The sequence below is a fragment of the Mycobacterium toneyamaense genome (assembly GCF_055384815.1).
Map to the genome: position 1 here is coordinate 5,955,076 of NZ_AP040333.1, position 21,766 is coordinate 5,976,841.

General features: G+C 66.7%; 23 protein-coding genes and 1 pseudogene. 13 read left to right on the top strand and 11 right to left on the bottom strand.

The genetic code is table 11. From position 1 onward, the window contains the following. Nucleotides 1-9: 9 nt before the first annotated feature. The gene (locus tag ACZ5IQ_RS28690; protein ID WP_406801710.1) at nucleotides 10-918 is read right to left on the bottom strand and encodes an AraC family transcriptional regulator; all 909 of its coding nucleotides are present in this window, start codon (nucleotides 916-918) and stop codon (nucleotides 10-12) included. Between the two features lie 35 nt (nucleotides 919-953). Then, entirely contained in the window at nucleotides 954-1,703 is a 750-nt protein-coding gene (locus ACZ5IQ_RS28695; protein WP_346415325.1) for an SDR family oxidoreductase, read from the bottom strand. A gap of 229 nt (nucleotides 1,704-1,932) precedes the next feature. Here ACZ5IQ_RS28695 and ACZ5IQ_RS28700 point away from each other — a divergent pair, with 229 nt between their 5' ends. From ACZ5IQ_RS28700 to ACZ5IQ_RS28715, 4 genes are read left to right on the top strand one after another with little or no spacing between them, the layout of a single operon-like run. Continuing rightward, nucleotides 1,933-2,769: an ABC transporter permease gene (locus ACZ5IQ_RS28700; RefSeq protein ID WP_061003690.1), complete on the top strand. Its 837-nt coding sequence runs from the start codon at nucleotides 1,933-1,935 to the stop codon at nucleotides 2,767-2,769. A 10-nt stretch (nucleotides 2,770-2,779) separates the two neighbouring features. Then, nucleotides 2,780-3,532: an ABC transporter ATP-binding protein gene (locus ACZ5IQ_RS28705; protein ID WP_061003688.1), complete on the top strand. Its 753-nt coding sequence runs from the start codon at nucleotides 2,780-2,782 to the stop codon at nucleotides 3,530-3,532. A gap of 12 nt (nucleotides 3,533-3,544) precedes the next feature. Further along, entirely contained in the window at nucleotides 3,545-4,570 is a 1,026-nt protein-coding gene (locus ACZ5IQ_RS28710) for an ABC transporter substrate-binding protein (RefSeq protein ID WP_061003686.1), read from the top strand. A 10-nt stretch (nucleotides 4,571-4,580) separates the two neighbouring features. Next, the gene (locus tag ACZ5IQ_RS28715) at nucleotides 4,581-5,678 is read left to right on the top strand and encodes an LLM class flavin-dependent oxidoreductase (protein WP_061003685.1); all 1,098 of its coding nucleotides are present in this window, start codon (nucleotides 4,581-4,583) and stop codon (nucleotides 5,676-5,678) included. Here ACZ5IQ_RS28715 and ACZ5IQ_RS28720 read toward each other — a convergent pair. Continuing rightward, on the bottom strand, nucleotides 5,675-6,562 hold the full coding sequence (locus ACZ5IQ_RS28720) for an SCO6745 family protein (protein ID WP_464480582.1): 888 nt from the start codon (nucleotides 6,560-6,562) through the stop codon (nucleotides 5,675-5,677). The two genes, ACZ5IQ_RS28715 and ACZ5IQ_RS28720, sit on opposite strands and share 4 nt — an antisense overlap. Before the next feature lie 193 nt (nucleotides 6,563-6,755). On the opposite strand from ACZ5IQ_RS28720, the gene ACZ5IQ_RS28725 reads away from it, so the two are divergent. After that, nucleotides 6,756-7,778, top strand: coding sequence for a fused (3R)-hydroxyacyl-ACP dehydratase subunits HadA/HadB (locus tag ACZ5IQ_RS28725; protein WP_061005471.1), 1,023 nt, complete (start codon nucleotides 6,756-6,758; stop codon nucleotides 7,776-7,778). Between the two features lie 4 nt (nucleotides 7,779-7,782). On the opposite strand, the gene ACZ5IQ_RS28730 is transcribed toward ACZ5IQ_RS28725, so the two are convergent. Next, nucleotides 7,783-8,172 (bottom strand): nuclear transport factor 2 family protein, encoded by a 390-nt coding sequence (locus ACZ5IQ_RS28730; protein ID WP_464480583.1) that lies wholly within the window; start codon nucleotides 8,170-8,172, stop codon nucleotides 7,783-7,785. On the opposite strand from ACZ5IQ_RS28730, the gene ACZ5IQ_RS28735 reads away from it, so the two are divergent. Further along, nucleotides 8,171-9,271: an oxygenase MpaB family protein gene (locus ACZ5IQ_RS28735; RefSeq protein ID WP_464480584.1), complete on the top strand. Its 1,101-nt coding sequence runs from the start codon at nucleotides 8,171-8,173 to the stop codon at nucleotides 9,269-9,271. The two genes, ACZ5IQ_RS28730 and ACZ5IQ_RS28735, sit on opposite strands and share 2 nt — an antisense overlap. Further along, nucleotides 9,268-9,828 carry a peroxiredoxin-like family protein gene (locus tag ACZ5IQ_RS28740; protein WP_464480585.1) on the top strand — a complete coding sequence of 187 codons (561 nt, stop codon included), beginning with the start codon at nucleotides 9,268-9,270 and terminating at the stop codon, nucleotides 9,826-9,828. The genes ACZ5IQ_RS28735 and ACZ5IQ_RS28740 overlap by 4 nt, the downstream gene beginning before the upstream one ends. A 1-nt stretch (nucleotide 9,829) precedes the next feature. Here the strand turns inward: ACZ5IQ_RS28740 and ACZ5IQ_RS28745 are convergent, their stop codons facing one another. Next, nucleotides 9,830-10,459: a TetR/AcrR family transcriptional regulator gene (locus tag ACZ5IQ_RS28745; RefSeq protein WP_166428170.1), complete on the bottom strand. Its 630-nt coding sequence runs from the start codon at nucleotides 10,457-10,459 to the stop codon at nucleotides 9,830-9,832. 135 nt (nucleotides 10,460-10,594) lie between these two features. Here ACZ5IQ_RS28745 and ACZ5IQ_RS28750 point away from each other — a divergent pair, with 135 nt between their 5' ends. From ACZ5IQ_RS28750 to ACZ5IQ_RS28760, 3 genes and pseudogenes are all read left to right on the top strand, one after another. Continuing rightward, nucleotides 10,595-10,825, top strand: coding sequence for a hypothetical protein (locus tag ACZ5IQ_RS28750; RefSeq protein WP_133428048.1), 231 nt, complete (start codon nucleotides 10,595-10,597; stop codon nucleotides 10,823-10,825). Nucleotides 10,826-10,832: 7 nt separating this feature from the next. After that, nucleotides 10,833-11,729 (top strand): hypothetical protein, encoded by an 897-nt coding sequence (locus ACZ5IQ_RS28755; RefSeq protein WP_133428047.1) that lies wholly within the window; start codon nucleotides 10,833-10,835, stop codon nucleotides 11,727-11,729. 50 nt (nucleotides 11,730-11,779) lie between these two features. Beyond that, nucleotides 11,780-13,143: pseudogene (locus ACZ5IQ_RS28760) on the top strand (ABC1 kinase family protein). Here the strand turns inward: ACZ5IQ_RS28760 and ACZ5IQ_RS28765 are convergent. After that, a complete protein-coding gene (locus tag ACZ5IQ_RS28765; protein WP_464480586.1) occupies nucleotides 13,140-14,510 on the bottom strand; it encodes a flavin monoamine oxidase family protein in 1,371 nt (456 codons plus the stop codon). The pseudogene ACZ5IQ_RS28760 and the gene ACZ5IQ_RS28765 overlap by 4 nt on opposite strands. Before the next feature lie 260 nt (nucleotides 14,511-14,770). Further along, on the bottom strand, nucleotides 14,771-15,994 hold the full coding sequence (locus ACZ5IQ_RS28770; protein WP_212806588.1) for an ISL3 family transposase: 1,224 nt from the start codon (nucleotides 15,992-15,994) through the stop codon (nucleotides 14,771-14,773). A gap of 169 nt (nucleotides 15,995-16,163) precedes the next feature. Between ACZ5IQ_RS28770 and ACZ5IQ_RS28775 the strand changes: the two genes are divergently transcribed. Continuing rightward, nucleotides 16,164-17,990 (top strand): HNH endonuclease signature motif containing protein, encoded by a 1,827-nt coding sequence (locus tag ACZ5IQ_RS28775; RefSeq protein ID WP_406801713.1) that lies wholly within the window; start codon nucleotides 16,164-16,166, stop codon nucleotides 17,988-17,990. An 18-nt stretch (nucleotides 17,991-18,008) separates the two neighbouring features. Here the strand turns inward: ACZ5IQ_RS28775 and ACZ5IQ_RS28780 are convergent, their stop codons facing one another. Together ACZ5IQ_RS28780 and ACZ5IQ_RS28785 are read right to left on the bottom strand one after the other, a co-directional pair. Further along, the gene (locus tag ACZ5IQ_RS28780; protein WP_212807709.1) at nucleotides 18,009-18,284 is read right to left on the bottom strand and encodes a hypothetical protein; all 276 of its coding nucleotides are present in this window, start codon (nucleotides 18,282-18,284) and stop codon (nucleotides 18,009-18,011) included. An 83-nt stretch (nucleotides 18,285-18,367) separates the two neighbouring features. Further along, nucleotides 18,368-18,970: a TetR/AcrR family transcriptional regulator gene (locus tag ACZ5IQ_RS28785; RefSeq protein WP_212807710.1), complete on the bottom strand. Its 603-nt coding sequence runs from the start codon at nucleotides 18,968-18,970 to the stop codon at nucleotides 18,368-18,370. A gap of 99 nt (nucleotides 18,971-19,069) precedes the next feature. Between ACZ5IQ_RS28785 and ACZ5IQ_RS28790 the strand changes: the two genes are divergently transcribed. Continuing rightward, on the top strand, nucleotides 19,070-19,537 hold the full coding sequence (locus ACZ5IQ_RS28790; protein WP_212807711.1) for an SRPBCC family protein: 468 nt from the start codon (nucleotides 19,070-19,072) through the stop codon (nucleotides 19,535-19,537). Nucleotides 19,538-19,596: 59 nt separating this feature from the next. On the opposite strand, the gene ACZ5IQ_RS28795 is transcribed toward ACZ5IQ_RS28790, so the two are convergent. Together ACZ5IQ_RS28795 and ACZ5IQ_RS28800 are read right to left on the bottom strand one after the other, a co-directional pair. Then, the gene (locus tag ACZ5IQ_RS28795; RefSeq protein WP_212807712.1) at nucleotides 19,597-20,223 is read right to left on the bottom strand and encodes a TetR/AcrR family transcriptional regulator; all 627 of its coding nucleotides are present in this window, start codon (nucleotides 20,221-20,223) and stop codon (nucleotides 19,597-19,599) included. 52 nt (nucleotides 20,224-20,275) lie between these two features. Continuing rightward, a complete protein-coding gene (locus ACZ5IQ_RS28800) occupies nucleotides 20,276-20,812 on the bottom strand; it encodes a DinB family protein (protein ID WP_212807713.1) in 537 nt (178 codons plus the stop codon). Nucleotides 20,813-20,953: 141 nt separating this feature from the next. On the opposite strand from ACZ5IQ_RS28800, the gene ACZ5IQ_RS28805 reads away from it, so the two are divergent. Then, nucleotides 20,954-21,748 carry an SMP-30/gluconolactonase/LRE family protein gene (locus tag ACZ5IQ_RS28805; protein WP_244872725.1) on the top strand — a complete coding sequence of 265 codons (795 nt, stop codon included), beginning with the start codon at nucleotides 20,954-20,956 and terminating at the stop codon, nucleotides 21,746-21,748. The last annotated feature ends 18 nt before the right edge of the window (nucleotides 21,749-21,766 follow it).

The following is a 21,766-nucleotide window of genomic DNA, read 5'->3' on the forward strand; positions in this document are numbered from 1 at the left end:
GTGCCCCGGTTACGCGCGTTGACGGTCCTGCCGGGCGAACTCGGCCGGCGAGCACCTCACCACGCGCGTGAAGGCGGCACTGAAGGCGCTCGCTGAGCCGTACCCGACCCGGGTGGCGACCGCCGACATCGACGGCCGCTCACCGAGCAGTAGCTCCTTGGCCCGTGCGACGCGCCATTCGGTGAGGTACTGCAGCGGCGGCATCCCGACGGTGCGGGAGAAGCGCTCAGCGAAAACCGCGCGGGACATCCCCGCCGTGCGCGCCAGCTTCTCGACCGTCCACTGGCCGGCCAGATCGGCATGCATCGCCCGGAGCGCGTGCGTGAGTGCCGGATCAGCCAGCCCCCCGAGCAACCCCCGCTCCACGGCGGCGTGTTCGGTCTCGAACCGCCACGTCTCGATGAGCAACACCTCGACCAGGCGCTCGAGAATGAGGTCCCGACACCGGTTCTGCTCGTCGGCCTCCTCGGCGATCAACTCGACGATGCGGCCCAGCCGGGACGCGCCGGGTTCGTCGCGCCTGATCAGAATCGCCGCCGGCAACAGCCGTGCCACGAGTTCGGCGTTCGCCCTGTCGAATTGGAAATACCCACCCAGCATGCGCATGCTCGGCGCGCCATCACCGTAGGTGGCATCGCGGTCGAGATCGATCGCCGTGTCCGTCGCGGGCAAGTCGAGGTCGCTGGCCAGGACGAAACTCGGCGTCTCCGGCAACAGCAGAAAGTCACCCGCGCGGAGTTCGATCGCGTCGCCGTCCTCGGGACAGAACCAGCATGCGCCTTCGAGCATCACGCAGAAGGACGGATCGGTATAGCGCGGCTTGCGGACGCTCCATTGACCGCCACCGGCCACGATCTTCGACCGCACCGCCCGGCACCGCAACAGCGCGACGATGAAATCGAGCGGGTCCGTTGCCATTTCGACACGGTACCCGCGACCGGACGAGTACGTGTCTATTCGCTGTGCGCGGCGACGAGGGCCAGCGCGTCCGGGCCCGCCGCGAACCGCAGCCGGCCCGACGTATCGGTCGCGGCCTGGTAGACGACCTCGGCCACGTCGGACGCCGTTGTGAACACGTCGACGTCGCCGAACGCGGCCATGACCGGTCCCGCGAACTCCAGGTACTCGGGAGGCAGCAGGCCGTCCATCCGGTCGGCGCCGTTGGCGGCGAAATTGGTGCCCGGTCCATAGCCCGGCTCGACGAGTTTGGCAGCCACTCCGAAGAATTCGAGCTCCAATGCCAGCGAGCCGGTGAAACCTTCGATCGCCGCCTTGCTCGCGGTGTACACCGCTGCCAGCGGCATCGGCGCCAAGGTCGCACTGGAGGTCACGTTCACGATGACACCGGACCGCCGTTCACGGAATTGCGGGACAACGGCCTGCGTCATGGCTATGACGCCAAAGGTGTTGGTCTCGAATACCTCCCGTGTCGTCGCCATCGGGGTGGCCTCGAACGCGCCCACCACCCCGACGCCGGCATTGTTGACCAGCACGTCGATCGGACCGGCGGCTGCGATGGCGCCGGCGATGCTCTGCGGATCCGTGACGTCGAGCGCCAGCACCCTGATTCGGTCCGAGTCCGGAAGTAGTTCGGGCCGTGGCGTTCTCATGGTCGCGACGACATTCCAGCCTTGCGCATGGAAGTGCCGGGCGATCTCCAGCCCGTAGCCCGACGAACAACCCGTGATCAGCACTGTCTTCATAGCTCAAAACGTAGAGTCACCGAACGCGACGATCAATGCGCTTTCGTCTGAGATCCATGCGTGATCGTCTTGGCGACCTGGCATGCTGCAAACGGCACTGCCGGCGGTCGACCGCCCCCGTTCCCGTGGAATCAGGGCGACGGTAATTCTTCACGTGCCGCGCCCGGCCTCCTACGTTCGGTGTCATGGCGTGCGCGCCTGACCGATAGCCGTCGACGTGAGGAGCGTGATGACCACCCGCGAGGCCCCGGTGGCCGGCGCGGCCCCCGGAACCGAACCTGCAGCGGTGCAGGCGGTTTCCTGGCGCAGCCGCGTCCATGCCCGGCGCTGGGAAATCATCCGCTGGCTGTCACCGCTGGCGGTACTCATCCTGTGGCAGGCCGGCAGCGCGTGGGGCCTCATCGATCCCGCGGTCCTGCCGGCACCCCAGACCATCGCAGAGGCAGGCATCGAGCTGATCGGCAACGGTCAACTCGCCGAAGCGCTGCGCATCTCCGGCATCCGCGCCGCCGAGGGCCTGCTCCTCGGCGGCGTCATCGGCGCCGCTCTCGGCGCCCTCGTGGGGTTCTCGAGGTGGGCCGACGCCACGGTCGATCCGACGATGCAGATGATCCGGGCGCTCCCGCACCTCGGCCTGATCCCGCTGTTCATCGTCTGGTTCGGCATCGGCGAGCTGCCCAAGGTGCTCATGGTCGCGTTGGGTGCGGCGTTCCCGCTCTACCTCAATACCTCGTCGGCCATCTGCCAGGTCGACCCCAAGCTCTTCGAAACGGCTGCCGTACTCGGCTTTTCGCCCCTGCAACGGCTGCGGACCGTCGTCATCCCCAGCGCCGCACCCCAGGTACTGGTGGGCCTGCGGCAATCGCTTGCCATCTCGTGGCTCACGCTCATCGTCGCCGAGCAGATCAACGCCGACTCAGGTGTCGGCTACCTCATCAACAACGCGCGCGACTTCCTCCGCATCGACGTGATCATCTTCGGCCTCGTCGTCTACGCGCTGCTCGGCATCATCACCGACGCACTGGTGCGGATTCTGGAGCGCCGTGCTTTGCGCTACCGCGTCTGAAAGGCACCCTGTGACAGCACTTTACGAAGTACCCGTGGAACCGCCGGTGGTATCGGAACCGCCCGCAGCGGAGTTGCGTTCGGTATCCAAGTGGTACGGCGCCAATCGGGTGCTCGACGAGGTCAGCCTCCGCGTGAAGCGCGGCGAGATCGTCGCGCTCGTCGGGCGCAGCGGTTCCGGAAAATCGACGATACTGCGGGTGCTTTCCGGCATCGCCGGTGATTTCCAGGGCGAGCGCGAGGTACAGGGCGCGCCGGCCGTCGCCTTCCAGGAACCCCGGCTGTTCCCGTGGCGGTCCGTTCGCGACAATGTCCGATACGGCCTGACCCGCGCCAAATTGTCTCGCGCCGAGGCGCTTTCCCGCGCCGACCAGGCCCTGGACGAGGTGGGCCTGGCAGACAAGGCGCAGGCGTGGCCGCTGACCCTGTCCGGTGGTCAGGCGCAGCGGGTGTCCCTGGCCCGCGCGCTGGTGGCGGAGCCCCAACTGCTGTTACTCGACGAGCCCTTCGGCGCGCTCGACGCCCTCACCCGACTGTCGATGCACCGCCTGCTGCTGAACCTCTGGCGCCAGCACAACTTCGGGGTGCTCCTGGTCACGCATGACGTGGACGAGGCCATCGCACTGGCCGACACCATCGTCGTGCTGGAGAACGGACGGGTGGCGCACACCCTGCCGATCGCGAATCCCCGACAACCACACGGTCAGCGCGACCAACGCACCGACGACTACCGCACCGAGCTACTGACGCGGCTCGGTGTCTGACAGGAGAAGACTGTGACGCATTCCCGGGCAGCACGGCTGCTCTCCATCCTGGCCGCCGGAGCACTGCTCACCGCCTGTGTCTCCAGCCGCGACACCAAGAACGAAGTGGCTGTGCCCCAGACAGTTCCGGCAGCGGACCTGTCCGGACTGACGCTGCAGGTGGGTGATCAGAAGGGCGGTACCGAGTCGTTGCTCCGGGCCGCCGGGGAGCTCGACAACGTGCCCTACAAGGTGCAGTTCTCGACGTTCACCTCCGGACCGCCCCAGGTCGAAGCGGCTACCGCGGGCAAGATCGACTTCGCCGTCACCGGGAACACGCCGCCGATCTTCGGCGCTGCGGCAGACGCGAAAATCCGCGTCATTTCGGCCTATTCGAACAGCGCGGCCGGTGACCAGATCCTCACCCCCGCCGGCTCAGCGGTGCATACCGTGGCCGACCTCCGCGGGAAGAAGGTCGTCGTCGGCAAGGGCAGCTCGGCACACGGCCATCTGTTGCTTCAGCTGCAGAAGGCCGGCCTGACGGTCAAGGACATCCAGCTGGTGTTCCTGCAGCCGGCCGACGCCTTCACCGCACTGAGCCAGGGGCAGGCCGATGCCTGGGCCATCTGGGATCCGTACACGGCCCTGGCCCAGAACCAGCTCAAGGTCCGTACCGTCGTCACCGCCGAAAGCGTCACCAACGGCTACGGATTCGGCATCGCCTCGGTGGCCGCGCTGCAGGACGCCAAACGCAACAGCGCGCTGGCCGACTTCGTCCAACGGGTGGCGCGGGCCTCGCTCTGGGCCAAGGACCACCCCGACGAGTGGTACCAAAAGTACGCTGCCGCAATCGGAATCGATCCGCAGGTGGCCCGTGTCGCGCAGTCTCGGAGCCTGCGGCTGCCCATTCCCATCAACGATGCGGTGATCGCCTCTGAGCAGCAGCTCGCCGACGCGTTCACACAATCCGGACAGATCGACCACAAAACCGCCTTTTCGCAGTTCGTCGACAACCGGTTCGGCGATCAGTTGTCACAGTTCTGGACCACCGCAAAATAGGAGGATCGTCTTGTCCGCCAAGTTCTTCTGGTTTCTGCCCACAAACGGTGACAGTCGCTCGATCGTCGGCGCGTCGCACGCGTCATCGCACCACACGGTCCCCGCGGGATACCGCAAGCCCAGCCTGCGCTACCTCGGTGAAGTGGCCCGCGCCGCCGACCGGCTCGGGTACGAGGGGGTGCTGACCCCGACCGGAACCTGGTGTGAGGACGCCTGGTTGACGTCGGCAGCCCTGCTCGAGCAGACCGAACGACTCAAGTTCCTGGTCGCCTTCCGGCCCGGTCTGGTGCCGCCCACCCTGGCCGCGCAGCAGGCAGCGACTTTCCAGCGATTCTCCGGAGGACGGCTGCTGCTCAACATCGTCAGCGGCGGCGACGATGTCGAGCAGCGCCGCTTCGGCGACTGGCTCAGCCACGATCAGCGGTACGAACGCACCGGTGAATTCCTCGAGATCGTGCGCGACGTCTGGCGCGGCGGCCCCGTGGACTACCGCGGCAGGCACTACTCCGTCACCGATGCCCGCGTCTCCGAACCACCGAACCCGTTGCCGCAGCTGTACTTCGGTGGATCGTCACCGGCCGCGCTGCCCATCGCGGCGGAGCATGTCGACGTCTATCTGACGTGGGGTGAACCGCCGGCCGCCGCGGCCGCGAAGATCGCACAGGTACGCGAACTGGCCAAGGCCCGCGGACGCACCCTGCGGTTCGGCATCCGGCTGCACACCATCACCCGCGACACCTCCGCAGCCGCCTGGGCCGTCGCCAATTCTCTGCTGGCTGAGTTGACGCCCGAACAGATCGCCAAAGCCACAGCACTGCATGCCAATTCCGAATCCGAGGGGCAACGGCGCATGACCGCGCTGCACGGTGGACGGCTCGACCACCTCGAGGTCTACCCGAACCTCTGGGCCGGTGTCGGTCTGGTCCGCGGTGGCGCCGGGACTGCACTCGTCGGTAGCCATGAAGAAGTCGCCGCGCTGATCTCCGAGTACCACGACCTGGGGTTCGACGAGTTCATCCTGTCCGGCTACCCACACCTCGAAGAGGCCTACTGGTTCGCCGAAGGCGTGCTGCCGCTGCTGCGCAAGCGCGGTGCCCTGGCCGCCTAGCCCAGGTGTGCGCTGGGATCGTCGAGATCGCTGTGCTGCAACGCCATCGGGGTGATGGCCGGCAGATCGCCGCCGGCGACCACCATCCGGGCGATCGGGGTCAGCGCCTGGAACAGCATCTCGACCTCGGCGTCGCTCAGCACGTCGAGCGTCGCCAGCGCGGCCGCGTCGGTGCGGTACTCGATGTCGTTCTTCAGCTCGCGTCCCGCGTCGGTCAACGAGCCGTCTGCCGTCACCAGGCTCCGCGCCGCCAGCCGCGCGGTGACGGCGTCCCACTCGGCGTCGTCGTAGTCGCGCGTGGACACGACCTTGTCCCGGGTGGTGCGGCCCGCCGCGACGTGCAGCACGTTGGATTCACGGCCGGTGATGCCGGCCGCCACGAGAGCGGCCACATGGGCGTCGCCCCGCTGTTCGCGCAACAGGGTCGCCGCGTGCCACAGCGCAGCCACCGGCTCGTCGGGCCACTGCACCGCGGACAGGGCGGCGAACAACGGCCGGCCGTCGACAGCCGCACCCCGTGCGACCCGCCCGAGCAGATCGGCGGCAGTGCGCAGGTTGTCGTCGGCGGTGAGGCCGTAGCGGCGCAATGCGGCGACCGCTCCCGCTTCCCTGGCCGCGAGCGCCTGTTGAGGCGTCGCGATGTCCCACGCTCCGGCCAGCGACTTCGCGACGCGGTGGGCGGCGAAGTTGTAGAAGATCGCCTCGACGACCTGCGGCGGCACCGGGCCCAGGGGCGCTGACCGGGTGACGAAGTAGCCGCTCCAGAAGCTGCGGTAGCCGAGGTCGACGGCCGCCGCGCGCGCCTCGGGCGCAAAGTACGTGATCGCGTGCACGGGTTCGTATCGCTCGAACAACCGACGGGCCAAGGTGGGTGTGCGGGCCATGCTGCCAGTCAAGCACGCGCCCGCAGAGGCCCGCGAACAGCCTCCGCGGGCCCCGGAATCACGTGGTTTTGGGCACATTTGCCGCCGCTCGGCGCAGGTAGACGGCGCATCGACGTGTGTTGCCGCCCCCACGCCGCGTAGGGTGCTTTGGTCGGCCTCAGCGAACATGTCGATAGAAAAGTTGGGCACAGTCATGACGACAGCAGCAGAAGCGTCGCCGCTCGAAGCGCGGATCGGCCACCACTACCAGATGGATGGCACCTACCTGGTCGGCCGCGAGAAGCTGCGCGAGTACGCCCGCGCGGTGCAGGACTACCACCCTGCGCACTGGGACGTCGCTGCCGCCAACGAGCTCGGCTATGCCGACGTGATCGCGCCGATCACGTTCACCTCGACGCCCGGCATGAAGTGCAACCGGCGGATGTTCGAGTCGATCGTCGTCGGCTACGACACCTACCTGCAGACCGAAGAGGTCTTCGAACAGCACCGCCCGATCGTCGCGGGTGACGAACTGGTCATCGACGTCGAGCTGACGTCCGTGCGCCGGACCGCGGGCCGCGACTTCATCACCGTGACCAACACTTTCACCGACACCAAGGGCGAGCGCGTCCACACGCTGCACACCACCGTCGTCGGCGTGACGGCCGAGGACATCGACGGCGACGTCAAGACGGCCGTGCAGAAGGCCATGATGCACGACATGAACATCCTGGACATCGGCTCGGAGGAGTACCGCAAGACGGTGCGCCCCGACGGCGAGGTCCGCATCGCCACCGACGCGGACCGCACGCCGGGCACGCCGTCGTTCGATGACGTATCCGTCGGCGACGAACTGCCCGCAAGTCACCTGCGGCTGTCGCTGGGCGACCTCGTGAACTACGCCGGCGTCGCCGGCGACGCCAACCCGATCCACTGGGACAAGGATCTGGCCCAGCTGGCCGGGTTGCCCGACGTCATCGCACACGGCATGCTGACCATGGGCCTGGGCGCCGGATACGCCTCGACATGGTCCGGCGACCCCGGTGCCGTGAGCCGCTACACCGTGCGGCTGTCTGCGCCCGCGGTGGTGCCGGCCACCGAAGGCTGCGACATCGAGTTCAGCGGCAAGATCAAGTCGCTGGATCCCGAGACCCGCACCGGCGTCGTCATCGTCGGGGCCAAGTCGGGCGGCAAGAAGATCTTCGGCCTCGCCACCATGGACGTCCGATTCCGCTGATCCGCTACTGCGGAAACAACACCGCAGGGTTGCCGGACATCGCCGACCACCGGCTGATGCGGTTGACGATCCGCCAGCCTTCGGGCCGCCGGGCCCAGGTGTCGGTGTATTCACCGTTGGTGTCGAAGGTCTCGGCCGCGAGCGGGCCGAGGCCCTGATGCCGGGCCTGTACGTACGCCCGGGTCACGGCCGTGTCGTCGTCGCGCACCTCCACTTGGATGGAACCGATGAGATGTTGTGTGCCACCGCATTTTTCGAGATAGCGGCGGAACGTCTCGACCAACGCCGACAGGCCTGACTGCGGCCCTTGGTTTCCCCTTGTCCCGCCAGGCCGCCTGGAGTAACGTCGCAATTGGAATAACGTTGCTATCCCAATTGACATGGGAGGAACCATGAAGTCCGTCCGCCTACAGGACGTCGCGATGTCCAAAGCCGAACGCCAGAGAATCGACCGCCGGTACGACTTCCTGCTCAAGCTGCACGGCAAGAATGGGAAGAAGGCCCTGGCGATAGCGGAGGCCCCCCGGATCGACAACGGCTACTTCGGACCCGAGTCGATCAGCTGGAAGGTCTACGAGAACGTCATGGTTGCCGGAATGGGCGCCCTCTCAGGACTTTTCATCTCGGTACTGGACCCCGACGGGGCCTACGGCGTCGGTCACCACACCACGTACTACTACGACGCGATCGGCCGGATCCGGCGCAGCCTCCACTTCTTCGCCGGCGCCGTCGCGGGCGACACCGCGAGCGCCGAAAAAGTGGGAGTTGACCTGTTCCGCAAGCACTCTCACATCACCGGCGAGGTCCCCGCGACCGGCGAGCTGTTCCAGGCCAACCACGTCGAGACGCTCAAATTCACTTACGTCGTGGGCTGGCCGCACCTGTGGCGCGCGTACAAGGCCTTCGGCGACCCGAATGCGACCGACGACGACGAGCGCCAGTTCTACCGTGAGCAGGTCAAGGTCTGTCAGCTGATGGGAATGCCGGCGGGCGAGCTGCCGGACACCCCCGAAGATGTCGAAGCCTGGGTGCAACGGGCCGAGCAGGAGCTCATGGCGTTCACGCGGCCGGCGCAGGAACTCACCGACTTCATGACCCGTCCCCCGGTGACGCCGCTGTACCCGAACCTGGTCATCGGGGTGCTGATGCGCGTCGCCATCTGGGCCGCCATCCCGCTGCTGACGCCGTATGTCCGGCAGATCTGCGGCCTCGAGGACTACCGCATGCGCCCGCGACTGGGCGCATTGCTGGTGAAGGCGACGGTCAAGGCGCTGCAGAACCCGATCTTCGACCGCATCTTCATCCCGTACTTCGGTCCCGAGACGTGGGGCTATCTGCACAACGTGATTCGCCATGCCGACAGCACCGGCTTCGTCGAGATGGCGCACGACCCCGGCCTGACGCTGCAGCACGGCAAACGCGGCACGATGTGCCCGTTCGCGCCGACGGACGCCACCGAGCGGGCCGATGACACTGTGGGAGCGGTCAATTGAGCCGCGTCGACGTCATCAGCAATGAGCGGGTGTTCGATGACCGGCACCACTTGCACGAGTTCCAGGACTTCTGGCGCGACGGGCCGGTGGCGCTGGTGTTCCTACCGCAGTTCGGCAGCGCGTTCGGCCTGGCGCAGGCGAGAGAGCTGACCGGCCGCTTCGATGAGGTGGAAGCGCTTGGCGCCCAGGTGATCCTGATCGGCATCGGCACGTCGATCCAGGGCTTCACATTTCGAAAGCGCTCCGGGGCCCGCACTCCCGTGATGGTCACCGAGGACCACACCCTTTACCGCACAATGGGATTGGCCACCCGACGCCGCCTGCTGAATCCGATCCGGAATCTGAGCGCCTTCTTCAACCTTGTCCGGGCCGGGATCTATCCCTATCAGCGCACCGGCGATCCGCGCCGACTCGGTGGCGTGTTCGTCGTCGAGCAGGGTGGCCGACGGGTGACGTGGGAACACCGGGCGCGGTACGCCGCAGACCTCGCCACCGCCGACGTTGTCGCGGCGCTCCGCGCGGTCGCGGCACAGCGGGTGACCGCAGGGACGAGCTGATCTACTCAGACTTGCCGGTGGTCAACGCGTCGAACCACAACCGCATGTTGGCGACCATCAGCGCGGCGCCCCGCTCGGCGTCGATCGTGCCCAGCGCCTGGGCCATCGCGATGCCGGCGCCGGTCGCCACCGCCACTTCGATGGCGTCGTCCATCAGCGGGTGATCGGCCGGAACCCCTTCGGGCACAGCGTCTTCCAGCAGCACCCGCGTCGATTCCTTGAACCGTTCCAGCGCCTCACGGGCCTTGCCGAGCTGCTCAGGATCGTGGAAGGTGCTGGTGACGTATTCAGCGGTCAACACGACGAGGTTGGGCTCGGCACCGATGCGGGCCCACCAACTCGCGAGCGCCGCCAGCCTGTCGTCGGTGGAGACGCCGGCCGCCACGAGCGGTCCGAGCAGTTGATTGAGTTCGGCCATGGAACGGTTGCGGATCACCTCGAGGCACAGCGCTTCCTTGCCCTCGAAGTTGCTGTAGACCGCGCCGATGGTGCGTCCCGCCTCCGCCGCGATGGCCGCGAGCGACGTGGCGTGGTACCCGTTGGCGTAGAACTGTTGCTCTGCGGCATCCAGCAATTCCTGCCGCGTCTGCGCTTGACTCTCCGCCCGAGTCAGCACCTTCCGAGCCGCCACCACGTCCTCCACATCCTCCGCACGACGAGCCTCGATACTATCGCTATCCAGATAACAGGCCAGCTTAAGGGCCCTTTTCGCCGCGATCGCAGCCTTTTGGATAATTGCACCATCCGAATGTGATAATTATTTAGGATGGACAAGGCCGTAACCACGGGTACCGACAACCCGTTGCTCGACGAGCTCGGGCAACCGCGGGCAGTACTCGAGAAGCTCACCCCCGAGGAATCTGCCAAGCTGCTCAGCCTGCTCAAGAAGGCGAAGGTGGCCCATCAGCGCAGCCTGAACGACTCGCTCGACGATGGGCTCAAGGTCCTGCCCCGGCTGATCCGGCCCGCCGCCCGCAAGATCCTGTTCGGAAGGTGACCCACTGATGGCCGACATCCTGACCCGCGCCCAGCTGTCGCTGCTCGCCGCGCTGCTGCAGACCGACGCCGCAAACCTGGCCAGTCTGGAACGGCTCGGCGCCGACGACCTCAAAGCCCTCCGCGGAGCGATGTCCGACGCGCTGTTCGACGAACAGGCCGAGGCCTTCACGCGCGTGAGCAAGCTGGCACCGCTGATCCCGAATGCCGTGGTGAGCAATGTCGCCGAACGAGCGGTCCCCGCGACGGTCGCTGGACGCCTCGGCGGCGCCGTGGGCTTGGCCCATCCGGAGCGCGCCGCGGGAGTGATGTCCGGACTGAAGCCGACATATCTCGCCGATGCGGCGCCGTACGTCGATCCGCGGGTGATTCCCTACTTCAGCGAGCGCCTTCCGACCGCGCTGCTGATGCCGGTCGCCAAGGAATTGCTCCGCCGACGCGAATACCTCACTGCGTCGCGGTTCGTCGAGTTCGCCACCGACGAGCACATCGTGGCATTCGAGCGGGCTATCGACGACGACGAAGGCATCATCCTGACCGGCGTCCTGGTGTCGGACACCAAGGTCATCAACGACATCATGCGGGCCGCCGGACCGGACCGGTCCCTGCGGATGGCGCGAGCTGCGACCGCGGGCAAACCGGAGGTACTGGCAGCGCTGCTGTCCCTGCTGAACCGGATCGACCCCGAACTCGCGCGACCCGCGGTCACCGAACTGCTCGGCCATCCCGACATCGCCGTCGTGGCGCACGTACTCGACGTCGCCACCGCCGAAGGCGTTGTCGTCGAGTTGCTGGAGGTCTCCGCCGTGCTGGACGGCGAGGCCCGCGCACGCCTGGCGAGTCTGGAGGCCTGGCAACGGATCGCCCACGAGGCAGAGTCCTGGGCGCACGAGACACCTGCGTAGTCGAGCCGGTACGTTGATGGCGTCGTTGCACCGATTCCGTGGGAGGCAGCGTGGCACGCCGACTGCCTGAAGGGCGTCTTGCGCGGGGCGGCAAGCTGGGCGCCCTCGCCGCGAAGCAAGCCGTGCGCGGCGGCCGCACCCGGCTGTCGATGGTCGGCCGGTCGGAACGCGCCAAGGAACTGCTGGCCGAGCGCGCGACCATCCAGATGGCCGAGAATCTCGTGACGGTGCTGGGCTCCATGAAGGGCGCCGCGATGAAGCTCGGCCAGATGCTGTCGGTGATCGAACTGGATCTGGTGCCCGATTCGCACCGGGAGCAGTTCCGCGAAAAGCTCGCCGCGCTGCGCGATCAGGCGCCACAGGCGCCCTTCAGTGCCATGCGTGAGGTCATGGAAGCCGACCTCGGACCCCTGCCGGGCGTCTTCGCCGATTTCGACGAATCGCCTACTGCCGCAGCATCAATCGGCCAGGTGTACCGGGCCCGGTTGCGTGACGGCCGCGACGTCGCCGTCAAGGTTCAGTACCCGGGCGTGGATCGCGCGATCAGGCCGACATGCGGAATCTCGCGCTGCTGATGAAGCTCTGGCGGTTGTGGCCATCGGCGAACACCGCCATGCTCGACGAGATCACCCGGAACTTCGAAAGCGAACTGGACTACCTCCGCGAAGCCGACACCCAGCACGTGGTGGCCGAGCAGTACCGGGGACACCCGTTCATCATCGTCCCCGACAGCGTCGTCGAGTTCTGCACGCCGCGGGTGCTGGTCACCGAATACCTCGAAGCCACGGGCTTCGAGCACATGCGCACGCTGCCGGCAGCCGACCGCAATCACATCGGAGAACTGGTCTACCGCTTCTACATCGGCTCGCTGTTCACCAACCATGAATTCTGCGGCGATCCCCACCCCGGCAACATCATGCTGGCAGCCGATGGACGGGTCGGCTTCGTCGACTTCGGGCTGTACAACCGCATGGATCCGGCCAACGTGGCGTTCGAGCTGGACTGCTTCCACGCCGCGATCGACGGCCGCGCCAACGACCTGTACCGCCTGATGCTGGGCCGCGGCGTCGTCGACACGGAATCCGGTGTGACAGCACAGGATTGCCTGGAGTACATCTGGGCCGCGAGCGAATGGCACATGATCGACGAGGACCTCACCATCACGCCCGAGCTGGCCACGGGCGCCGTCGTCTCGGCCATCGATCCGCGGCAGACCGAGTTCGCGGGGATGAAGCGGCAGATGCTGCCGCCCGAGCATGTCTTCTCCCGGCGCGCCGACTTCCTCACCTTCGGCACACTGGGACATCTGCAGAGCACCAACAACTGGTACCGCATCGGCCAGGAATGGTTCTTCGGCCGACCCGCGGAGACCGAGATCGGCCGCGAGATCGCGCGCTGGCGAGCGAGCCGTTAACCCACGACGGCCACGCTGTCCGCGGCCAGCACCTCGGCGGCCGCCCGCTCCCCAGAGCGCACCGCACCGTCGATCCAGCCGCACATGATGGCCGAACTTTCCGTTCCGGCCCAATGGATCCGCCCGCACGGGGTCCGCAGCGCGTGGCCGAACTCGGTGAGCACGCCGGGCGGTGCGTGACTGATCATGCCGCCGCCGGAGTAGCGCTCGACCGTCCAGTTCTGCTCGTGGTAGCTCACCGGCGACGCCGCCTTCGCCCCGAACCGGTCGACCAGTTCGTTGACGACGACGGCCTTGCGTTCCGCCGCATCGAGCAGCCCGAGCGCGCGCGCGGCCGGGCCTTCGGTGATGACGCACATGATGCCCGGCGTGCCGGTGTCGGTGCAGGCGTCGATGGTCAGCGTGGCCGGACTGCCCGGTGCGGCCGATTGTCCGCACAGGCCGTCCGCACGCCAGAACGCCGTCTCGTAGACGATCGAGATCTTGTAGACGGCGCCGCTCGGCATGCGTCGGTGCAGGAACATCCGGTCGACGGGAAGCATTGGCTCATAGTCGATTTGGGTGGCAACGGCCAACGGTACGGCGACGATCGCGTGCCGCGCGCGAACCGTCAGCCGGTCGGAGTGCACGGTGACACCGTCGTCGTCCTGAGCGATGAGATCCACCGGGCGCGAAAGATGCAGCGCGTCACCGAGTTCGGCGGCCATCGGCCCATAGATGGCGCCCATGCCGCCGCGCACCCGGGCGTCCTGAGCACCACCGGAGTTGGAGATGACGAACACCGGTCCGCCGCCCGAGCCCATCTGGTGCAGTGCCCATAGCAATGACGTCTCCGAGGCGGCCGAGGTGTAGATCCCGGCCATGGCCATGTCGAGCATCTCGCGTGCCTGGTGCGAGCGGATGTTGCGATGCAGCCACTCCCCCAAGGTGATTCGGTCCCACTCGGCGGCCTTCTTGGCCTCCCACGGGGCGTCGAACGGGATGGTCTTGCACATCAGTCCGATCTCGAGGAGGCCCGCGCCGAGGTTCGCGCTGGCCCACGGGCTCATCGCCCACGGGATGGTGCCCGAGTACCGGTGCATCTTGCCGTCGACGAGCATCATGGCGTCGCCCTCGACGTACTCCTTGTATTCGGCCACACCGTATTCGGCCATCAGGGCCTTGATGCGGTCCTGCCCCGGACCGACCCATGCGCCACCGCGGTCGATCCACGTCCCGTCGGGAAGGACCTCGGTGAAAGTACGGCCCCCGACCCGGTCCCGCGCCTCGAGCAGGGCCACCGAACGGCCCGCCTGTTTCAGCCGCAGGGCGGCGGTCAATCCTGCGAAACCCGCTCCCACAACACAAAAGTCGACATCGGCCGACATGAGGCGCCCCTTCGCTTCCGAAGTTCCGTTCTCGTTCCACACGCCTGCGATCAGGTGCGGTGGCCAGGCCAGCTCATCGACGGCGAGGGTGGGCTGAGCTCAAGGTACGCCGGCCACCGTGGTGCCGAATCCGGATTCGCACAAAATATGCGCGCGCGTAAATGCGGATTTGGTCCGGCGCCGATAGCCTCGGCCTCCCAGCAGAAATGCGGTGGCACGCGTCGGACCCGTCTGGCATAATCGCACATATGTGCTACTCCTCACCTTCTCGTGGGTAGCTGAGGGTGGAGCCCGCCCAGGCAGAGATAGATCATTGAGGTCAGTGTTCGGGCGGAGTGGTGGCCGTAGCCGCGGGCGTTGATGAGTCGGATTTTGGCGTTGATGCCTTCGAGGAGGGCGTTGGAGATGCCGAGTTCCACGGCGGCGATGACGGCGTCGAAGTGTTCCTGTAGTCGTTTGCCGAGTTCGATGAAGGACGGGATACGGCTGCGTTTGGCGGCGGTGATCCAGGCTTTGAGTCGTTGACGGGCGACACCGGGTTCGTGTGGGAGTCGATACAGGTCGCGCAGCTGTTCTTTGAGGGCCCAGGCCCGGCCGACGTGACGGTTCGCGCGGGCGATCTGGTTGACCAGTTCACGTTTGTTGTCGGTGAGTTTGTTTTCGCCGGTGCGCAGCGCCCATCGGGTCTGGCGCCACTGCGCTGAGGTCATGGCGACTTTGTCCGGTCCGCTGGCGGCGGCGGCGAAGACCCGGTCCAATGCCCGGTTGACCCATTGCATGATGTGGAACGGGTCAAAGCAGATGGTGGCTTCCGGTAGGTGGGTTCGGGTGGCTCCGCGGAACGCCTTGCTCACGTCCATGCTCACGGCGGTGATCGTCTCTAGTGTCGAATCAGGTTGTTGTTCATAGAATTTCGATAGCGATTCTTCACTGCGTCCGGGCTGGACTCCGATGACGGTGCCGGTGTCGTGGTCGCCGACGATGGTCAGATATTTGTGCGGGTGGCGGTAGCAGATTTCGTCGACGCCGATCCGGTACAGGTCTGTGAGTCGTCGTTGGTCGAGCAGTTCGTCGACACCGCGGTTGATGATGGCGGTGACCGATTCCCAGCCGCACCGCATGAGCGTGGCCACGGTGGTGCGGTCGGTGCGTTGGGCCAGCCAGAGCACCGTGTCTTCGAAGTCTCGGGTGAATCGGGCACCGGGACGAGCCCACGGCACCTGCTCGGTGACGATGCCGCAGCGTGGGCAGTTCGTGCGGCGGATGTCGTAGACCAGCCACAGTTTCTTGCAGGCCAGATCCACATGGCGCCAGCGCCGGCGCCGGCGGTCATAACCGGCCCGCACACGTTTGCCGCACGGGCAGCGCATCGAGCGGGCTTTAAGGCCGACGGTGACTTCGATATCGCGGTCGCCGATGGTGACATCGGTGACGTTGGCTCCGGGGACCTGAAGTATTCGGTTAAATGCAGTACTGACGCGCACGCGGATCGTTCCTGGCGGTTGAGGTTGGTGTGGTAACCCCGAAACCTAGAGGGACACCGCGTGCGCGTCCTTCAACTCGCCGCCGACACGCTCAAAACCCCAGGCGCACAACCTAAAATAGCCCCTGAACAGCGCAAAGGCGCCCACGAAAACCCGTGGAGCGCCACATATGTTCGAACACGTAGGGATCGGGGCCGGCGGTGTGCTGGTTCACGATGCCTCCGTGGTCGATGCGGTGGTGCATTTCGCGCGGGTGTCGAATGTCGCTGAGTGCGGGAAGTTCCGGGCGATTGCCGATCTGGTGGCGTTGCGTGTCGATGACGAAGATGGCCGGCAGTGGTGGGCCTGTGATGGCTGGGATGCTGCGGTCGCCGAGGTGGGTGCGGCGCTGGGGATCGGGAAGCGTGAAGCGTCGGGGCAGTTGTCGATTGCGGTCGCGTTGCGCTTCCGGCTACCAAAGGTGGCGGCGGTGTTCGCCGATGGTGGGGTGTCGGCGCGGACGGTCGGCACGATCTGTTGGCGCACCCGTCTGGTGGAGGATCCCAATACGCTGGCGGTGATCGATGTTGCATTGGCGGGGGCGCTGTCGGAGTGGGCGGGGTTGTCGCGCAAGAAGATTGAACGCAAGATCGACGGTTGGGTGCAGAAGTTCGACCCCGCCGCCGTTTTGAAGGTGCGTTCGGCTGCGCGCCGGCGTGGGGTCGGGGTGGGCAAGCCCGATGATGAGACCGGGGTGGCGTCGATCTGGGGTGCGCTGTTGGCCACCGATGCCGATCTGTTGGATCGGGTGCTGGACGAGATGGCCCGGCAGGTGTGTGAGGACGATCCGCGGACGTTCGGGCAGCGGCGGGCTGACGCGTTGGGGGTGTTGGCGGCTCGTGGGGATCGGTTGGTGTGCCAGTGCGGCAATCCGGATTGCCCGGCGGCTGGGCCGGATGCGCGGGCGGCGGCGGTGATGATTCATGTGCTCACCGATCAGCTGCCGGCGCCGGTGGCGGACCCGCTGCTCAGTGGGGACCCGGCCGCGCCCCCGACCCCGGCGCCAAACCAGCCTGCACCTGAGCCGGTGTTCACACCCGAGCCCGAGCCCGAGCATTTCTTCACAGCTGAACCTGAGCCCGAGCCCGCGCCTGCACCGGCGGCCGATTCGCGGCCCGCCGAAAACCCGACCCCTGCTGGGGACGAACCGGCCGGCGACACCCCGCCCACCCCTGAAGCCCATGCGGCGCACCCGCCGATCCCGACTTCCACCAAACCCCCTGCGCCGGTGCGCACACCCGTCGGTTATGTCCTCGGCGGCGGCGTGGTGCCCCCGGCGGTGCTCGCCGATCTGGTGGCCCGCGGCGCGAAAGTCCGCACGGTCGCCTCAGCCACCGATCTTGACCAAGTGCCGCGCTACCGGCCGTCGGCGGCGATGGATGAATTCGTCCGGGTGCGGGCCATGACGTGCATGTTCCCGGGCTGCGATCAGCCCGCCACCACCTCCGATATCGACCACACCATTCCGTGGCCGATCGGGCCGACACATCCGGGCAACCTCAGCCCGAAATGCCGCAAACACCACCTACTCAAAACCTTCTACGGCGGCCCTGACGGGTGGCAGGACCGTCAACAGCCCGACGGGACGATTGTGTGGACCGCACCCACCGGCCACACCTACATCAGCGTGCCCGAAAGTCGAATCCTGTTTCCCCGCACGGTCACCGACACCCCACTGCCGAACCCACCACCACAGGACACCGATCTGGACACCACCGCGGCTCCCGGCCGGGGCGTCATGATGCCCATCCGGCGCCGCACCCGCACCCAGAACCAGGCCCAGCAGATCGCCTACGAACGCGCCCGCAACCAAGCCGATATCGACGAGCGCGAAGCCGCACAAGAAGCCTTCGCCCGCCGACGCAAAGAACGCCAAGAACGCGAAGCCGCAGAAGCTGCAGAAGCCGCGGCGGCCGCAGAATCAGCAGAGCAACAAGACATCCCACCGCCACTGTGAGTGCAGCGTTAGTACGGGCTATACGTCGCCCGGCATGCCCGGCGGGCTGAGTGAACCGTCGACGTTCGGCACGACCGCGGGGGCCGGGATGCCACCTTCTGCGGCATTGTCGCCCGGGATCCCGTCGTCGGCCGGGGTCGAGAAGCCGCCGGGCCCACAGTTCCATTCCCACGGGAAACATGCCGGGAACGGCTGGATCGCCAGTGCGGCATCGGCCGGCGGGTTCGCGCCCAGTAGCGCGACAGCAACCGCACCCGCTCCCGCCGCCAGCACGCCATAGGTTCTCAACGCCATGGCAACCCCCAGTTCGCATCGTCAGATGCAACCGAAGCTACGCCGGCAAAGCCACACAAGGACCGGGAATCGGCTGATCGCCGCTAGGCGCCCGCGAGTTGGCCGACGACACCCATCGCGAGGTCTCTGGCGCGCATCAGCTCGGCGTCGTCGGCGAACAGTTCCCTTCGGTCGTTGCCGGCAGTGAGAAACGCGTCGATCTTGAACGCGTCGTCTGCCGGTGCCGACGAGCCCGCGACAGCCAGCTCGGTTTCCAGCAGCTTCAGCCAGCCACGCTTGAGCTTCCTGACCCCGTCCGCGACCGGACCGTCGCGACGGCCGTATTCGGCGGTGGTCGCCGCCATGAAACAACCACCGCGGAACACGCCGGCGGTCAGGTAGTCGACCCACGCGTCGATCAGCGCACGCAGCCGCGGCGCGCCGGGGGCCGCCTCGAGCGCCTTCGCGATGATCGTCTCGCGATAGATGTTTCGCGCCTCCGCCACCGCGGCGACCTGGATCGCCTCCCGATTCCCGAACACGGTGAGGATTCCGCTCTTGCTGACCCCGGTCGCCGTGGCCAGCGCGCCGACCGTGATCGAGTCGAGCCCGTGGGTCGTCGCGATCATCGCCGCCTCGTAGGCGACCTTCCGTCTGGTCGCGTCGCCACGGATGCGTCGCCCATCCAACTGATCGTCGGTTGCCACCTCCGCATTTTATACGTGCAACTGGACGTAAATCTCTTTGATCGTTACGCTCCGAAAAGCGTCCGATCGGACGTTCAATTTCGCGACGGGAGTGACGACATGCCTTCGAATCCGCAGCCGATACTCGAGGAGAGCATCGAGATCGCGGCCGCGCCCGAGACGGTGTGGACGCTGGTCGGCGACGTCCGCCGGATGGCCGAGTGGAGCCCACAGGTCGAATCGACCCGGTTGCGCGGCGGCGCCGAGCAGGTCGCGGACGGTGTCGAGTTCACCAACCTGAACAACAACGGCACCTTCCAATGGAAGACGCACGGCACCATCATCCGGTTGGACAACGGCCGCGAAATCGCGTTCCGGATCAAGGAGAACTGGGCCATCTGGTCCCTGCGCCTGGAGCCCACATCGGGCGGGACCAAGCTCACCCAGCGGCGTGAGAGCCCCGACGGCAGCCCCGACGGGACGGTCCACGTCATTGACAATTACATGGGCGGGCAGGACGTCTTCACCGCATCCATGCGCGAGGGGATGCGCCAGACCCTGCAGGCGATCAAAGCCGCGGCAGAGTAGGCGCCGCGGCCACGGCAGTTTCCCCTGCAGCGCAATCTGTTTGGTTATGGCTGTGTCGGTCAGGGCAGATTCATGCGCCAGTACAGCCCGGCCAGAAAGTCGGCCAGTTCAGCCGGCGTGGCCTCGAGATGTCCATCCGCCCAAGAGATCAGCAGTTCCGCAGCGGCGCCCGACATGGCGAATGCCTTCATCCGGGTATCGGCGGCACTGCTTTCGAACGATGAGGCTTCTGGCGTGGACCATTTCAAGAAACTGCCGGCGGTGCGGGCGAGTACTTCATTGCGGTGAACACCCGCACGACCGCCCGAGCCCAGACTTTCAACGAACAGAATGCGGATCATCCGTGGATCGTCGGACAACACGTCGACGGTTGCGCGCAGGGCGATCGACACGCGGGCAAAGCTGTCGACCGGCGCATCGACCATGGCGGCGTTCACCCGCGCATCGATCGCATCGGCAGCCGCATCGAACACCACACCGAACAATGCACTCAGATCGGTGAAGCTCTCGTAGAAATAGCGCTCTGTCAGACCGGCCTCGGCCACCACGTCTTTGACGCGGACCGAACCTGAACCGGGAGAGCCAAACAAGCTCGTCCCGGCCTCGATCAGCTTCCGGCGCCGCTGGGCGATGCGCTCCTCGCCGGTGACGCCCCCGTATACGCGCTGCGTTCCGGAAACCGACACCCTTGGCCCCTTCGGTTCAGTTGATTCATGAGATGTCGCAAACGTACGTCTATCACCCGCGTGGGGCGACGTCGTGCGCGTGGTGGACGATGTCGTGCAGGTGGTAGAGCGAAATGGTCGCGATGGTGAATTCGCTTCCATTGCTGCGTAATCCGCGACGTTTCCAAGATTCCGCCGGCACATTCGCATAGGTGTCCGCGACGATGTTCGCGGCGTCGAAAAGCTCGGTGGCGACCACGGCGGGGTCCTGCGAACCGTAGTCGTCGGCGATGGCCGTCTCGTCCTGGTCCCAGTTGGGGAACCGCGGATCCTCCTCGGTCAGCATCAGTCGGACGCGGTGGTCGAAGATTCGGTGCACGTCACGGATGTGGCATCCGTATTCGAGCGTCGACCAGACGTCGGGCCGCGGTCGCGACTTCACTCCGGAGCCGGCCAGGCGGTGCACCCAGTCTGCGGCATCGTCGCGGATCCGGCCGGCGACATCCGAGGGTTGGACGGACGACGCATCGAAGCCGCATTCAGGGCAGGCGCGTGTCAGCACCCACGTCCAGTCCTTGGCGTCGGGCTCGATGGGCTCTGAAGTCGTCACGCGACCAGTGTCGCACCCGGTCCGGTGCGGTGATTCGGATCGGTCCTCGACCAGCACGGGATAGCCTCTACGCACTCATCGAGCGAAGGGAATGGTCCGACGACGACGTCAACAGCTGTTGAGCCGTTCATCGACGGGTTCGTGTACGGCGAAGGACCGCGATGGCGCAACGACCGCCTGTGGTTCAGCGACGGACCGGCCGGCCGGGTGTACTCGGTGGGCGAAACGGGTGACCTCTCCGTCGAGGCCGAGGTGCCGCGCGCCTCCGGCCTCGGCTGGCTTCCCGACGGAACGCTCGTGGTGTCCACGCTCTTCGAGGCCACGATCCACCACGTCGACGCCCACGGAAACACCACTTCGACGTTCGATGTCAGCGATTTGGCCTGGTCGACCAACGACCTCGTCGTCGCCCCCGACGGCCGCGCTTACGTCGACCTGTACAAACAGACCCGCGATGCACTCGTCGGCGAGATCGGCCTGGTGGACCAGGCAGGTGGCGTCCGCATTGTCGCAACCGGCCTCGCCGTGCCCAACGGCCTCGGCTTTCTGCCCGACGGGACCCTCGTCGTCAGCGAGACGAACGGGTCACGCCTGCTTGCCTTTACAACTGCACCCGACGGCAGTCTCGGCTTCCCCACGGTGTTCGCCGACCTCGGCGCCGGCAGCCACCCCGACGGCCTGTGCGTCGACAGCGAGGGCGGCGTGTGGGTCGGCTGTTACGACACCGGCGAGTTCCTGCGCGTCATCGCCGGCGGCGCCGTGACGCATCGGATCCCGATCGGCCACGGCTGGGCCGTCGCACCCGCCCTCGGTGGCGCCGATGGGCACACGCTGTACCTGGTTGTCGACGACACCACGCATGACGGTCTGATGCGCGGCGAGTCGGCCGGGCGGGTGTTGCAGACCCGCGTCGACGTACCCGCCGCACCGACGTAGTCCCACCCCCCTCACCCG

Excerpts from the sequence above, each read along its gene's own strand:
- ACZ5IQ_RS28690 (WP_406801710.1), bottom strand. The coding sequence starts at position 918 with ATGGCAACGGACCCGCTCGATTTCATCGTCGCGCTGTTGCGGTGCCGG.
- ACZ5IQ_RS28695 (WP_346415325.1), bottom strand. The coding sequence starts at position 1,703 with ATGAAGACAGTGCTGATCACGGGTTGTTCGTCGGGCTACGGGCTGGAG.
- ACZ5IQ_RS28700 (WP_061003690.1), top strand. The coding sequence starts at position 1,933 with ATGACCACCCGCGAGGCCCCGGTGGCCGGCGCGGCCCCCGGAACCGAA.
- ACZ5IQ_RS28720 (WP_464480582.1), bottom strand. The coding sequence starts at position 6,562 with ATGGCCCGCACACCCACCTTGGCCCGTCGGTTGTTCGAGCGATACGAA.
- ACZ5IQ_RS28725 (WP_061005471.1), top strand. The coding sequence starts at position 6,756 with ATGACGACAGCAGCAGAAGCGTCGCCGCTCGAAGCGCGGATCGGCCAC.
- ACZ5IQ_RS28735 (WP_464480584.1), top strand. The coding sequence starts at position 8,171 with ATGAAGTCCGTCCGCCTACAGGACGTCGCGATGTCCAAAGCCGAACGC.
- ACZ5IQ_RS28730 (WP_464480583.1), bottom strand. The coding sequence starts at position 8,172 with ATGGTTCCTCCCATGTCAATTGGGATAGCAACGTTATTCCAATTGCGA.
- ACZ5IQ_RS28750 (WP_133428048.1), top strand. The coding sequence starts at position 10,595 with ATGGACAAGGCCGTAACCACGGGTACCGACAACCCGTTGCTCGACGAG.
- ACZ5IQ_RS28755 (WP_133428047.1), top strand. The coding sequence starts at position 10,833 with ATGGCCGACATCCTGACCCGCGCCCAGCTGTCGCTGCTCGCCGCGCTG.
- ACZ5IQ_RS28765 (WP_464480586.1), bottom strand. The coding sequence starts at position 14,510 with ATGTCGGCCGATGTCGACTTTTGTGTTGTGGGAGCGGGTTTCGCAGGA.
- ACZ5IQ_RS28775 (WP_406801713.1), top strand. The coding sequence starts at position 16,164 with ATGTTCGAACACGTAGGGATCGGGGCCGGCGGTGTGCTGGTTCACGAT.
- ACZ5IQ_RS28780 (WP_212807709.1), bottom strand. The coding sequence starts at position 18,284 with ATGGCGTTGAGAACCTATGGCGTGCTGGCGGCGGGAGCGGGTGCGGTT.
- ACZ5IQ_RS28790 (WP_212807711.1), top strand. The coding sequence starts at position 19,070 with ATGCCTTCGAATCCGCAGCCGATACTCGAGGAGAGCATCGAGATCGCG.